General features: G+C 42.6%; 12 protein-coding genes. 1 reads left to right on the forward strand and 11 read right to left on the reverse strand.

The window, feature by feature from the left end; translation table 11 throughout:
- Window positions 1-161 precede the first annotated feature (161 nt).
- Window positions 162-1,232, forward strand: a complete 1,071-nt coding sequence (gene xerS / locus RWX26_RS03885) for a tyrosine recombinase XerS (protein ID WP_314579377.1) — start codon at window positions 162-164, stop codon at window positions 1,230-1,232.
- Between the two features lie 82 nt (window positions 1,233-1,314).
- Here the strand turns inward: xerS and RWX26_RS03890 are convergent, their stop codons facing one another.
- The 11 genes from RWX26_RS03890 to RWX26_RS03940 all read right to left on the reverse strand — a co-directional run bounded on the left by RWX26_RS03890 (window position 1,315) and on the right by RWX26_RS03940 (window position 13,356).
- Window positions 1,315-1,953 (reverse strand): hypothetical protein, encoded by a 639-nt coding sequence (locus RWX26_RS03890; RefSeq protein WP_314579379.1) that lies wholly within the window; start codon window positions 1,951-1,953, stop codon window positions 1,315-1,317.
- A gap of 165 nt (window positions 1,954-2,118) precedes the next feature.
- Entirely contained in the window at window positions 2,119-3,108 is a 990-nt protein-coding gene (locus RWX26_RS03895; RefSeq protein ID WP_314579380.1) for a lipoate--protein ligase, read from the reverse strand.
- 66 nt (window positions 3,109-3,174) lie between these two features.
- Complete coding sequence (gene lpdA / locus RWX26_RS03900) at window positions 3,175-4,881, reverse strand: dihydrolipoyl dehydrogenase (protein ID WP_314579382.1); 1,707 nt, start codon at window positions 4,879-4,881, stop codon at window positions 3,175-3,177.
- A 78-nt stretch (window positions 4,882-4,959) separates the two neighbouring features.
- Window positions 4,960-6,003, reverse strand: coding sequence for a dihydrolipoamide acetyltransferase (locus RWX26_RS03905; protein WP_002913560.1), 1,044 nt, complete (start codon window positions 6,001-6,003; stop codon window positions 4,960-4,962).
- Between the two features lie 336 nt (window positions 6,004-6,339).
- Window positions 6,340-7,332 carry an alpha-ketoacid dehydrogenase subunit beta gene (locus tag RWX26_RS03910; RefSeq protein WP_223312905.1) on the reverse strand — a complete coding sequence of 331 codons (993 nt, stop codon included), beginning with the start codon at window positions 7,330-7,332 and terminating at the stop codon, window positions 6,340-6,342.
- 18 nt (window positions 7,333-7,350) lie between these two features.
- On the reverse strand, window positions 7,351-8,319 hold the full coding sequence (locus RWX26_RS03915; protein WP_314579388.1) for a thiamine pyrophosphate-dependent dehydrogenase E1 component subunit alpha: 969 nt from the start codon (window positions 8,317-8,319) through the stop codon (window positions 7,351-7,353).
- 222 nt (window positions 8,320-8,541) lie between these two features.
- Window positions 8,542-9,708, reverse strand: a complete 1,167-nt coding sequence (locus tag RWX26_RS03920) for an acetyl-CoA carboxylase biotin carboxylase subunit family protein (RefSeq protein ID WP_009660321.1) — start codon at window positions 9,706-9,708, stop codon at window positions 8,542-8,544.
- Window positions 9,709-9,720: 12 nt separating this feature from the next.
- Complete coding sequence (locus tag RWX26_RS03925; protein WP_023916226.1) at window positions 9,721-10,461, reverse strand: esterase family protein; 741 nt, start codon at window positions 10,459-10,461, stop codon at window positions 9,721-9,723.
- Window positions 10,462-10,493: 32 nt separating this feature from the next.
- Complete coding sequence (locus tag RWX26_RS03930; RefSeq protein ID WP_314579395.1) at window positions 10,494-11,318, reverse strand: alpha/beta hydrolase; 825 nt, start codon at window positions 11,316-11,318, stop codon at window positions 10,494-10,496.
- A 115-nt stretch (window positions 11,319-11,433) separates the two neighbouring features.
- Window positions 11,434-12,768: a methylenetetrahydrofolate--tRNA-(uracil(54)-C(5))-methyltransferase (FADH(2)-oxidizing) TrmFO gene (gene trmFO, locus RWX26_RS03935; protein WP_314579397.1), complete on the reverse strand. Its 1,335-nt coding sequence runs from the start codon at window positions 12,766-12,768 to the stop codon at window positions 11,434-11,436.
- A gap of 93 nt (window positions 12,769-12,861) precedes the next feature.
- Complete coding sequence (locus RWX26_RS03940) at window positions 12,862-13,356, reverse strand: phosphoribosylanthranilate isomerase (protein ID WP_295503465.1); 495 nt, start codon at window positions 13,354-13,356, stop codon at window positions 12,862-12,864.
- Window positions 13,357-13,383 lie beyond the last annotated feature (27 nt).

The raw sequence follows: 13,383 nt of genomic DNA on the forward strand, positions 1-13,383 counted from the left end.
ACAGAGTTTAATTTCTCAATTTTGTCTTGTTTTTATTATCTATTTTGTAGTAAAGTTAGATTGCTTACTTCCCTCTATCATCTTTCCGAAAAACTATAATTTTCTTGAAAAATATATCTAGATATGCTATACTACTGTTATAGAAAAAACGGAGAAATGTGATGAGACGTGAACTGTTGTTAGAAAGAATTGATAAACTTAAGGCTACCATGCCCTGGTACATTTTGGAATATTACCAGTCTAAGCTGGCGGTGCCTTATAGTTTTACAACCTTATACGAATATCTCAAAGAATATGATCGCTTTTTTAACTGGGTGCTAGAATCTGGTATCACGGATGCTTCGCATATTGCTGAGATTCCTCTTTCTGTCTTGGAAAACATGACCAAGAAAGACATGGAGGCCTTCATTCTGTATCTGCGCGAGCGGCCGCTTCTCAATGCTAATACGACGCAAAACGGTGTTTCTCAGACAACTATAAACCGAACTCTGTCAGCTTTGTCCAGCCTCTACAAATATTTGACTGAGGAAGTTGAAAACGAGCAGGGTGAGCCCTACTTCTATCGAAATGTGATGAAAAAAGTTGCTACTAAGAAGAAAAAGGAAACTCTGGCAGCCCGTGCAGAGAATATTAAGCAGAAGCTCTTTTTAGGAGATGAGACAGAAGAATTTCTCCTGTATATTGATAGGGAGTACCCCAAGAAGCTCTCTAACCGTGCCCTATCCTCTTTTAACAAGAACAAGGAACGAGATTTAGCCATCATTGCCTTGCTGCTAGCCTCTGGTGTTCGTCTGTCTGAAGCTGTTAATCTGGACCTGAAAGACATCAATCTCAAAATGATGGTCATTGAAGTGACAAGGAAAGGTGGGAAAAGGGACTCTGTCAATGTTGCTGCTTTTGCCAAGTCCTATTTAGAGGAGTACCTGAGTATTCGAAGCAAGCGATACAAAGCCGAAAAGACTGATACAGCCTTCTTTTTGACTGAATACCGCGGCACTCCTAATCGAATCGATGCTTCCAGTGTTGAAAAAATGGTGGCTAAGTATTCTGAGGGCTTCAAGGTGCGAGTGACTCCTCACAAACTCCGCCACACGCTTGCTACACGTTTATACGATGCAACCAAATCTCAAGTTCTCGTCAGTCATCAGCTAGGGCATGCTAGCACTCAGGTAACGGACCTCTACACCCATATTGTCAATGACGAGCAAAAGAATGCTTTGGATAAATTATAATGTTACATAATTTAAAATATGCAAAACATAAGAATAACAACAAAAGAGCGAAAAATCTATTTTAGATGCTTCGCTCTTTCTTTTATAAAAACTCAATCCAATAATTACGATGGGGTTCAACAATCAGCGGTTTGCCCCAGAAGTGCTTGAGATGCTCCAGATTCGCTGCTGTGACTGGTCGATTTTTGGTGTTGTACTTTTCAGCACTTTCTCTAGTTAGGAAGCATTTGACCGCTTCGTAGGAGCCTTCTGCTGTCTCTCTATTTAGCCCTTCAAAGCTAACTTCATCGCCTGGCTGAGGATTATCCGTAAAGAGTTTTCCTATAAAGTAAACTGTCTTACTCTTCATCAGATCGTAAGCCTTGATATTCTCTATTCGATTATTAGCTGCTGCAAACATGATGCAAAAGCTGTCAACAAGATCCTTTAAGGGCAGCAGATCTTCCTTGGGAACGAAGATATCTACCATGTAGAGCCCACCAATGACTAGGTTTTGGAAAGAAGGTTGCTGAATAACATTATCTAATGCCATGCCAAGCGGCAATTCCACAGCTTGATAGCCAGATTTTTCAAATTCTTCTTTCTTTTTCTCATAATCTTCTGCAGATATGCTAACATAAAAATTGTCTGGATTAGGAGATGGTTTTTTCTTCAGAAAAGCTACAACTGTACGGTCCAACTGCTCAAACAGACCAAGGCTTTCTACTGGGACTTTCTGCATCAAGACACCCCTTTCTCTGATTCCCTATCATTTTATCATATCTAGCAGATAAAGCCTAGAGAAAACTCGCCGGTTAAGGAAACGTAAGAATGTTGTTGATTTGAAATAAACTCTTTACATGAAAAACCAAACTCTTCGAGAGCTTGGTTTTCTTTATATCAGATTTTAACCGACGATAGCTTCGGCAATATCTTCTCTGCTGATTCCAGCAAAGTAGCGGCTAATATCAATCGTTTCAAGAGCTTTCAGGACATCTTCGCGTTCGTATTTAACACCGCGAAGCACATCTTCCACTGCTGCTACATCCTCAATACCAAAGAAGTCTCCATAGATTTTAATATCCTGAATCTTGGATTCAACAACATTGGCAAAGATTTCTACCTTACCACTGGTAAACTTAGTACCACGGCGCACGTTGTATTCAGGTGATTTACCGTAGTTCCAGTCCCAAGTTCCAAACTTGCTATCTCTGATTTGCTTGATTTCTTCCAGTTCTTTCTCAGAGAAGACATATTCTGTCATTTCTGGATACTCTTTCTTCATATAGTCCAGAAGCAGGTCACGGAATTCTTCGACAGTAATTTTTTCTGGCAATTCATTGACAATATTTGTCACGCGTGCACGAACAGATTTAACCCCTTTTGATTCGAACTTGTCTTTAGAAACCTTAAGTGCATTGGCCAAGACTGACAGATCAACATCAAAGAGCAGGCAACCATGGTGCATGATACGGCCATTGATATAGGCCTGCGCATTGCCACAGAACTTCTTACCGTCAATTTCCAGGTCATTACGGCCAGTGAATTCAGCCTTTACTCCAAGTTCTGCTAGAGTGTTGATAACCGGCGTAGAAAAACTCTTGAAGTCAAAAGCTCTATCTTCACTTTCCTTAGAGATAATGGTGTAGTTAAGGTTGTTTAGATCATGATAAACAGCTCCTCCGCCACTGATACGACGCACAACTTCAATGCCATGCTCACGAACATAATCACGGTTGATTTCTTCGATAGTGTTTTGGTGGCGCCCTACGATGATAGAAGGTTGGTTAATCCAGAGCAGGAAAATTTCATCCTCATCTAAGAGGTGTTTGAAAGCATATTCTTCCAGAGCAATATTAAAAGCTGTGTCATTTGAGTAGTTAACAATGTATTTCATAAGCTACCTCTTTATACGATAGAGACTGGAACAATGATTTATGCCCAGTCTAATCTATCTTTTAAATTATTTTTTCTTAGGTGAGTGAACTGCCAAGCCCAGTACATCTGCAAAAGCTTCGTACATGACTTCTGAGAAGGTTGGATGACCGTGAATGGTCTTAAGCATTTCTTCTACGGTGATTTCCATTTCGATGATGGTTGATGCTTCGTTGATCAATTCTGCAGCCGCAGGACCGATGATATGAACACCGAGCACTTCACCATACTTTTTGTCAGCAATGACTTTAACGAAGCCTTGAGCTGCGTCTGAAGCGATAGCACGGCCGTTAGCAGCGAAGTTAAACTTACCAATCGCTACATCGTATTTCTCACGAGCTTGATCTTCTGTCAAACCAACTGCTGCTACTTCTGGCAGGGTGTAAATAGCCGCAGGTGTCAGATTGAGTTTAGCAACATGGTGATTGCCTTTCAGCGCATTTTCAGCAGCAACTTCACCCATACGGAAGGCTGCATGAGCCAGCATCTTAGTACCATTGATATCACCTGGTGCGTAAATACCTGGAACAGAAGTTTCCATGTACTCATTGACCTTGATACGGCCGCGATCCAGTTCGAACTCAACCTCACCAATGCCTTCTAGGTCTGGCACGCGTCCGATAGAAAGCAGAGCCTTATCTGTTAGAATATCTTCTTTTCCTTCAACCTTGATACGAAGTTTACCATTTTCTTCGATGATTTCTTCCAACTTAGTTTCAGTCAGAATTTTCATACCCTTGCGCTCCAAGATGAGGCGAAGGTTTTTAGAGACTTCAGCATCCATAGCGGGTACGATACGGTCCATCATTTCAATGACCGTTACCTTGCTACCAAAAGTCATGAAGGCTTGTCCAAGCTCAATACCGACAACACCACCGCCGATAATTACCAGATTTTCTGGTAATTCGTTCATTTCCAGAATATCATCGCTGGTCATAACAAGAGATGATTCCATACCAGGAACATTGATCTTGCTGACTTTTGAACCACCAGCCAAGATAATCTTCTTCGTTTCTAGCAGCTCGCTGCCGTTTACAAGAACATTCTTGTCTTTAGTAATGGTGCCAATTCCCTTATGAACATCTACGCCATAGCTGCGAAGAAGGCCAGCAACACCGCCAACGAGTATATTGACAACCTTGTTTTTGGTTTCCAAAACCTTGTCCATGTCCACTGAGAAGCTTGGATTTTCGATGATGATACCGCGGTTAGCAGCGTGGCCAAGGCTTTCAATGATTTCAGCATTGTGCAGGTAAGTCTTAGTAGGGATACAGCCACGGTTCAGGCAGGTTCCGCCGAGCTCAGACTTCTCAACCAAGGCAATCTTGCCACCCAGCTGGGCTGCTTTGATAGCCGCTACATAACCTGCAGGTCCGCCACCGATAACAACGATATCGTAAGCATCATCACTCTTATCATCATCTGTACTTACTGCCGCTGTTGTAGGAGCTGGTGCTTCCGCAGGAGCAGAGCCGCCAGCGGTTGGGATGTTTTCTCCTTCTTCTCCCAAGTAACCGATGACTTCCGTTACTGGAACAGTTTCTCCGTCACCTTTGAGAATAGCAATCAGATAGCCATCTTCTTCGGCTTCCAATTCCATGCTGACCTTGTCAGTCATGATTTCCAGAAGGATTTCCCCTTCTTTGACAAATTCGCCGACTTTCTTATTCCATTGGACAATTTGCCCTTCGGTCATATCCACGCCGGCTTTTGGCATAATTACTTCTAAAGCCATTTTTCTTTCCTTTTCTAATTTAATTTTTCACTTGCTGAGTATTTCGTTTCTTTACTTTTTAAACTAGCAAAGAAAATCTTATACCAACATTGAAATTGGGTCTTCAATCAAAGCCTTCAAGTCCTTCATAAACTTAGCTCCAGCCATTCCGTCAACTACACGGTGGTCAATGGTCAAGCCAAGACTCATAATTGGACGGATAACAATTTCGCCATTAACAACGACAGGTTTTTCTACTGTTGAGCTTACACCCAAGATAGCAGAATTTGGCTGGTTGATGATAGGACCAAAGGACTGAACGCCAAACATACCTAAGTTACTGATTGTGAAAGTTGAGTTTTGCAGCTCGCTCGGAGCTAACTTGCCTTCCAAAGTACGTCCGATTACATCTTTAAAGGCTACCACAAGCTCTGATAGGCTCATTTTTTCTGCATTATAGACAACTGGTGTCATCAAGCCATTATCCATACCGACTGCCATTGAAAGGTTGACATAGTTGTGTGTGATAATGGTCTTGCCATCCTCTGTCAAGGTCGAATTGAGATAAGGATGTTTCATCAAAGTCTTCACAACAGCCAGCGAAAGCAGGTCTGTGACAGTTACTTTCTTGCCAGTGGCTTCCATGATTGGATCCAGCACTTTTTTACGCAAGGCTAGCATTTCTGTCATATCAACATCATAGTTGAGGGTGAATGTTGGCGCCGTCAGGTAAGATTCTACCATCCGCTGAGCAATGACCTTCCGCATCGGCGTCATTGGAATACGCTCAATTTCACCATAAGGAGTGACATTATCAGGCACTTCTTCCACTTTTTCAATTTGAGCAGGAGATTTGATTGTATCGCTCTCAACATTCTCAGGCAAGAAGGCAAGAACATCTTTTTTCATAATCTTGCCACGATGGCCAGTTCCTTGAATCTCTTGCCAAGCAATATTGTGTTCTTGGGCAATTCGTTTTGCCAGTGGTGAAATACGCACCACATTTGTATCTTTATAAGTTTCCACGTCTTCTTTGTGGACACGACCGTTTGCGCCTGAGCCAGAAACATCATAGAGGTTGATTCCCAAATCATCCGCTAACTTTCTAGCTGCAGGAGTCGCTCTTAGCTTATCATCAGCCATGACCTCTCCAATTCTATTATAAGATATTAAGGACTCAAAGGACAATGAAAAAATAGGAGATTGACGCTGTGTTCGATGAACACAAGGAAATCTATATTTTTTTCGCAATCCTCCGTCCGAATTCAATTACATATCTACAGCAACTTGGATACAAAACGTATCTCAAGTTACTACGGTTAACGCTATCTGCGACCAACCTAGTAGACTTACTAAGTCGCTATAACGATTGTCTGTAATTTGTAAAATTTTAGCTACTTTGACCCTCTACACAAGATTAGATTACATAAAATAATTTATGTAATCTAATTCATGAGAAAGCCTTTTCTTTATTATACCTTATTCTTTGTGATATGTCTTTCGAATAGCGTCTTTGATGCTTTCAACGGTCGGAATCATCGCATTTTCCAAGTTTTGTGCATAAGGCATTGGCACATCTTCACCTGCACAACGGCGGATTGGCGCATCTAGATAGTCAAATGCTTCAGACTCAGAAATAATCGCCGAAATTTCACCAATGAAACCGCTAGTTTTGTGGGCATCATTAACCAAAACTACCTTTCCAGTCTTCTTAACAGAGTTGATGATAATATCCTTATCAAGCGGCACCAATGTACGTGGGTCAACCACTTCTACAGAGATACCTTCTTCTACCAATTCCTCAGCCGCCTGCATGACACGGCGAAGCATTTTTCCGTAGGTAACAACTGTTACATCGGTACCTTCTTTTTTGATTTCGCCAACACCGAGTGGGATTACATACTCAGGATCCAGTGGCACCTCGCCTTTTTGGTTAAATTCAGACTTGTATTCCAGGATAATGACTGGGTTGTTGTCTCGGATAGAAGCCTTGAGAAGCCCCTTCATATCAGCCGGAGTTCCTGGAGCAACTACCTTAAGCCCTGGAATGTGGGTAAACCAAGATTCCAAAGACTGCGAGTGCTGAGCCGCTGAGCCAACTCCATTACCTGCTGCACAGCGGACAGTCATTGGCACCTGCCCTTTTCCGCCAAACATATAGCGCGTTTTAGCGGCTTGGTTGACAATAGCATCCATGGCGATTACAGAGAAGTCCATAAAGGTCATGTCTACGATTGGACGCAGCCCTGTCATAGCTGCTCCAGCTGCTGCTCCAGAAATAGCTGCTTCTGAAATCGGACAGTCACGTACACGCTCTGGCCCGAACTCTTCCAGCATACCAACAGATGTTCCGAAATCTCCACCAAAGACTCCGACATCTTCTCCCATCAAGAGTACATTTTCATCGCGACGCATTTCCTCAGACATAGCGAGGATGATGGTATCACGAAAAGACATAGTTTTAGTTTCCATTTTCTTTTTCTCCTCTCTTTAGTCTGCGTAAATATCTTCAAAGGCAGATTCAAGCGGTGGGAATGGGCTTTCTTCTGCAAACTTCACAGATGCTTCTACTGCTTCTTTGACTCCAGCTTGGATAGCTTCCAGCTCTTCCTCGCTTGCAATCTTGTTTTCCAGCAAGTATTTACGAAGATTTTCGATTGGATCTTTTTTCTTCCATTCTTCTACTTCTTCACGAGTACGGTATTTACCTGGGTCAGAAGAAGAGTGTCCCAACCAACGATAAGTGACGCTCTCAATCAAGACAGGTCCTTTACCGCTGCGAACATGCTCTACAGCTTTTTGGAAGCCTTCATAGACATCCAAAACATTATTTCCATCTTCGATGAACATACCAGGAATGCCATAGGCTGCGCTGCGCTCGTGGATATGCTCTACGTTGGTCATTTTCTTGATGTCAGCAGAAATACCATAGCCGTTATTGATACAATAGAAAATAACTGGTAAATTCCAGATAGAAGCCATGTTGACAGCTTCGTGGAAGACGCCTTCGTTGGTAGCACCGTCACCAAAGAAACAGACAACAATCTTACCTGTCTTCTGCATTTGCTGGGTCAGAGCTGCTCCGACAGCAATTCCCATGCCGCCACCTACGATACCATTAGCACCAAGGTTTCCAGCATCTAGGTCCGCAATGTGCATAGAGCCGCCTTTTCCTTTACATGTACCGGTGTATTTCCCTAGGATTTCAGCCATCATTTCATTGAGGTTGATTCCTTTGGCGATAGCTTGACCGTGTCCCCGGTGATTAGAAGTCAGCAAATCATCCTCATTTAAGGCCAGCATAGCACCGACATTGGCTGCTTCCTCACCTACCGAGAAGTGAGTCATCCCAGGAACCTTTCCTTTTTTTACAAGTTGAGCAATTTTTAAGTCTATGCGACGGATTTCTTCCATCTTACGGAACATCTCTAATAAAAGATCTTTATCTAAAGTTGCCATTTTTTTGCCTTTCTAAGCATAATTCTTCTATTTAATTCTATCTAAAGCTGTAAGCACTGTCAAAACTTTTGCTCACTTACATTTCACAAAGAAAAACCAGTCGATCCATTGGATAAACTGGTTTTCGATACCAAAATAGAAATTTCACAAACTTTTTGTGCTAGAGTAGTTTTTACTATTTTGAAACTGTTATACGAAAATAATAGCAGAGCACGACTCCGATTAGTCTGCCTGTTTAGCAAAGTCTGCAATCATCTGCTCCATCTGCTCACGGCTTGGTGTTGTCAGCATATAGAGGTAATCACCTTGCAGCTCCGCAAATGCAGCTGGCATGTCTTTCTTAACTTTGAAATTATCTCTGTATTTCTCCAGCAAGTCAGCCTCAGGGTAAGCATAGTTCGTTGATGCACGGCGTGATGTTGCCAGACAATACAGCGGCTCCATGTGGGCAGCTGGGAAAGGCTCTCCTGCTACAATCGCTGCATAGCCTCTGTAAAGATCGATTGAGTGGGCGAAATTATAGACATCAATGGTAAAGCCACCTGCTGGACGGTTATTGTACTCAATGGCTACATAATCATCACCCTCGCGGAAGAACTCAATATGGAAAAAGCGTTCTTTCATGCCGAAAATTTTAACAATCGCTTCTCCATAAGCACGCAGTTTTGGATCCATATCCTTGAGAACGTAATAGGAATTGTCCATCTTATAGATCATCAAATCCAGTGGTGTATGGGCATAGTCAAAGGTGGTTGAAAAGACGATCTGACCGTCCTTATCTACCAAACCATCAAAGGTACAAATCTCGCCAGACTGGACAAACTTTTCAAAGAAATAAGCTGTCTGGTGATCCCATTCTTGCTTGAATCGTTCGACATCTTCTGCTGTTTCCAATTTAAAGGTTGCAGCTGCTCCTACTCCATTATCAGGCTTGGCAATCAAAGGTAGACCAAGTTTCTTGACAGCCAAATCAGCACCAGCTTCTGTATTGACAATCTGACCAGGTACGACTGGAACGCCTGCTTTTTTAAAGAGTTTTTTCATCTCTGATTTGAACTTGGTCTTTTTCAAGTCTTTTGGTTTTGCTCCAAAGACATTAAATTGCTCGCGCAACTCTGCGTCCAGTTCCAGCCAATATTCGTTATGAGACTCAATCCGATCGATAGGTCCATGCTTGTAGAAGAGAAAGGCAACTGCTCTTTTTACTTCGTCAAGATTTTCAAGATTTTCTACTCTGAAGTATTCAGTCAATGAATCCTTCAAAGGCTGGTCTAGCTGGTCATAAGGCTCCTGACCGATTCCCAGAACAGTGATTCCTTTGTTAGCCAGTTCCACTGTAAACTGCTGAAAATTCTGCGGATAATAGGGAGAAATAACGATATAATTCATAGGAAACCTCCTTTAAAGATTGAGTTCATTAAGGAAATAAGGCATTTGCTTACGCCACCAAATCCAGTCATGGGAAACATCATGGCCCCATTCAGCAAACCAAGCTGGAATATTCTTATGCTCAAAAGCTTCTTTCAGCGTGTAGAAGGAAGGCAGACCGTCCTGCTCCCAGTCGCCCAAGCCAGTACAAACGATAATATCAGCCTGTCGATAGCGGTCAATAAACCAGCCATCATTTTGGTTCCAGATATAGTCTGCTGGAGAGTTTTGATAAATGACTTCGTCGTTCAAATTGTCACCAACAAAGAAACGTGCATCATAGACACCACTTAGGGCAATCACTTTATTGAAAACATCTGGATGCTGCAGGAAGAAATTAAGGGCATGATAAGCGCCCATGGAGCAGCCTGTCGTCATCATAGGGTCAAACCAGCCTGTCTTATGCTTGACAAATGGAATCGCTTCTTCAATGACATAACGCTCATAGGCACGATGCATTTCTGCGCGGTCGTGAGGATGCTTCCAGTCCGCTAGCCAACTCTCACTATCAACGCTGCTGAGAGTGAAAAATTGGACCTTACCAGCCTCAATAAAACCTGCGCAGGCCTCAATCATACCGAAGTCAGCATACTCATTGTGGCTGCCGCCTGATGATGCGAAGACTATAATCGGGAGCCCGGCATGGCCATAGCGATTGATATACATTTCACGACCTAGATTGCCGCTCCAATGACTTAAAAATTCTACATGCATAGTTTCTACCTCTTTCTCACTGTTTGACTAGATTACCATTTCTCGCTGATAAAACGGAAACAGTCTGGCAAGTGCTCTGCCCAAGCGATTTCATTATGAATAGCTCCAGACTGGATCTTAATCTGAATATTTGCCAAATCTACCCCAGATACAAGTAACTGTCGGAAATAGCTGAGCGATGAATCAATATAGGCCTGCTTGATGTTGCCAGCCATCAATGTCTTATCCGTATCATCAGCCTCTTCTGTCCCAACATAAATGAAAACTCGCTGGTCAGCCTGAAGTGTCTTTCTCTCAATATAACGGTCAAAAGCTTCCTGATGCAGCCAATTAGCCGATGAAAAGATGCCCAGACAGCCAATTTGATCTTGGTATTCAACGCCGATAAACTGGCTGATATTTCCCCCAAGAGAAGAGCCAATCATAGCCGTATGTAACCGATCCGACTTGGTCCGATAATGCTGGTCAATGAAAGGTTTGACGACTTCCATGACAAACTCCGCATACTCTGTTCCCTTGCCGCCAAACTGAATACCGGGAATATTGGACTCTTGGAACTTCCAAGCTGAATACTCATTCATCCGCCCTTGGCCATCGTTGTCAATAGCCACAACAATCATTTTTTCAATATCTGGATTACGCTTAATTGTTGGAATCACCTTCCACGAATGGCCGCTGAAAGACTCCTTGCTATAAAGAACATTTTGTCCGTCATGAAAATAAACGACGGGATAGTTCTTGTTTGCATCCTGGCTATAGTTCTTTGGAAGCAAGACGCGGACACGGCGTTTTTGCTTGGTATAAGGAACGACCAACTCATGTGTTTTCATTTCAAGGTAAAAATAGGATTTATTCATTTTCAGAAAACTTTCTATTTTCAAAATTTTTATTTATTATATCACAAATTAAGCAAAAAAGTTAGGAATTTCCTAACTTTTTGATGATTTTTATTAGATAATGATAGAAAATAGATTATTTATCCAAATAAGGCTGTAAATCCTGCAAGGCGCGCTCAGCAATTTTCTCATAGCGCTCCTTCTTATCACGAATCCGAGGGCCGTCTAGCTCTTTGATAATACCAAAATTGACATTCATGGGTTGGAAATGCTTGCTGTCAGCATGAGTAACATAATGAGGCAGACTTCCAATAGCTGTTGTTTCTGGAAAGACAAGTGCTTCTTCTCCCTTGAAGAGTCGAGCGGCATTGATACCAGCAACCAAACCAGAAGCCGCTGATTCGACATAGCCTTCAACTCCAGTCATTTGACCTGCAAAGAAAAGATTTGGCTGTTTCTTAGACCGGAAAGTCTGTTCAAGCAGATTTGGAGAGTCCATATAGGAATTTCGATGCATAACACCATAGCGGACAAATTCTGCATTTTCAAGGCCAGGAATCATCTGAAAGACCCGCTTTTGCTCTCCCCACTTGAGATGAGTTTGGAAGCCGACAATGTTGTAAAGACTACCTGCTGCATTGTCCTGACGAAGCTGCACCACAGCGTATGGCGTCTTATATTCACCATCTCGAGGGCCTTGATAGTCATCTGGATATTCTAAACCAACTGGCTTCATCGGTCCATAAAGCATTGTTTTAATGCCCCGCTTAGCCATAACTTCAATTGGCATACAGCCTTCAAAGTATTTTTCTTTTTCAAAGGAATTGAGCGGTGCTTCCTCAGCATTGACCAAAGCATCATGGAAATCCATAAATTCTTGCTTAGTCATTGGCGCGTTGAGATAGGCAGCTTCGCCCTTATCATAGCGGGATTTGAGATAGACCTTGGTCATATCAATAGTATTGACGTCAATGATTGGCGCTGCTGCGTCGTAGAAATAAAAACCGTCGCCTCCATTGAGCGCGTGGATTTTTTCGGCCAAAGCATCGCTGGTCAAGGGTCCTGTCGCAATGACTGTGATGTCACCCTCTGGAATTTCGGTGATTTCTTCACGAATGACCTCAATCAATGGATGGTTGCTCACTAGATCCGTTACCATCTGAGAAAAGCCTTCTCTATCAACTGCTAAAGCACCACCCGCTGGCACCCGAGTCGCTTCTGCTGACTTTAAAATAACCGAGTCCAACCGTCGCATTTCTTCCTTGAGCAGACCGACTGCATTGGTCAGCGCATCGCCTCGTAGAGAGTTGGAGCAGACAAGTTCTGCAAAGTCTGCAGTCTTGTGTTGAGGCGTTGACTTAACACCCCGCATTTCATAGAGTTTGACTGGGATTCCACGCTTGGCAATCTGGTAAGCTGCTTCACTGCCAGCCAGACCAGCACCGATAACATTGATATAGGATGATGACATGATACTCTCCCTTGGATATTTCTAGATTTTCACTCTGACCATTATAACAAAAAGATAGTAAAAAAGACAGACAGGAGAATTCCCGTCTGTCCGTCATTTTGTCATTTTTTCCAAATAAGCAATCTTAGCAAAATCCTTATGATTGTTATTATCATTTCGGTAAGAATCTTGTGAAGAAGCAAGGTAGATAGCTAAAAACTGCTCTGCAGTTGGCAGCAGAAACTTGACACCTTCAACTTCTTTTCGAGTCAACTTCTCTAGCGGCACACATGAAAATGCCTCTAAGGTTTCCATGACCCCAAATTCAATAGATAAGCTTTCTTTTTGAAATTCATGCTCGTGCAGATCGACTAAGCGATAGCCCAAGCTCTCCATCATAGGTTCAATCTTGTCCATATCATAAATGCGCTCTTCATCTGGTGCTTCCCAGCCACGCTCATCACCGTGAACATGAATATCAATATCCCGCGCCTGCCAGTCCTGACCAGTAACTTGCTCCAGACCTAGAGAACCCATCAGAATTGGAATAATTCCCATCTTATTCAGTTGAGAAGCGATTTTTAGAAATTCTGCAAATTTATCTGTCATAAAGCTGCACCTCTTCTTCAGAAAATG

It is taken from the genome of uncultured Streptococcus sp. (assembly GCF_963536705.1).
Lineage (GTDB): Bacteria > Bacillota > Bacilli > Lactobacillales > Streptococcaceae > Streptococcus.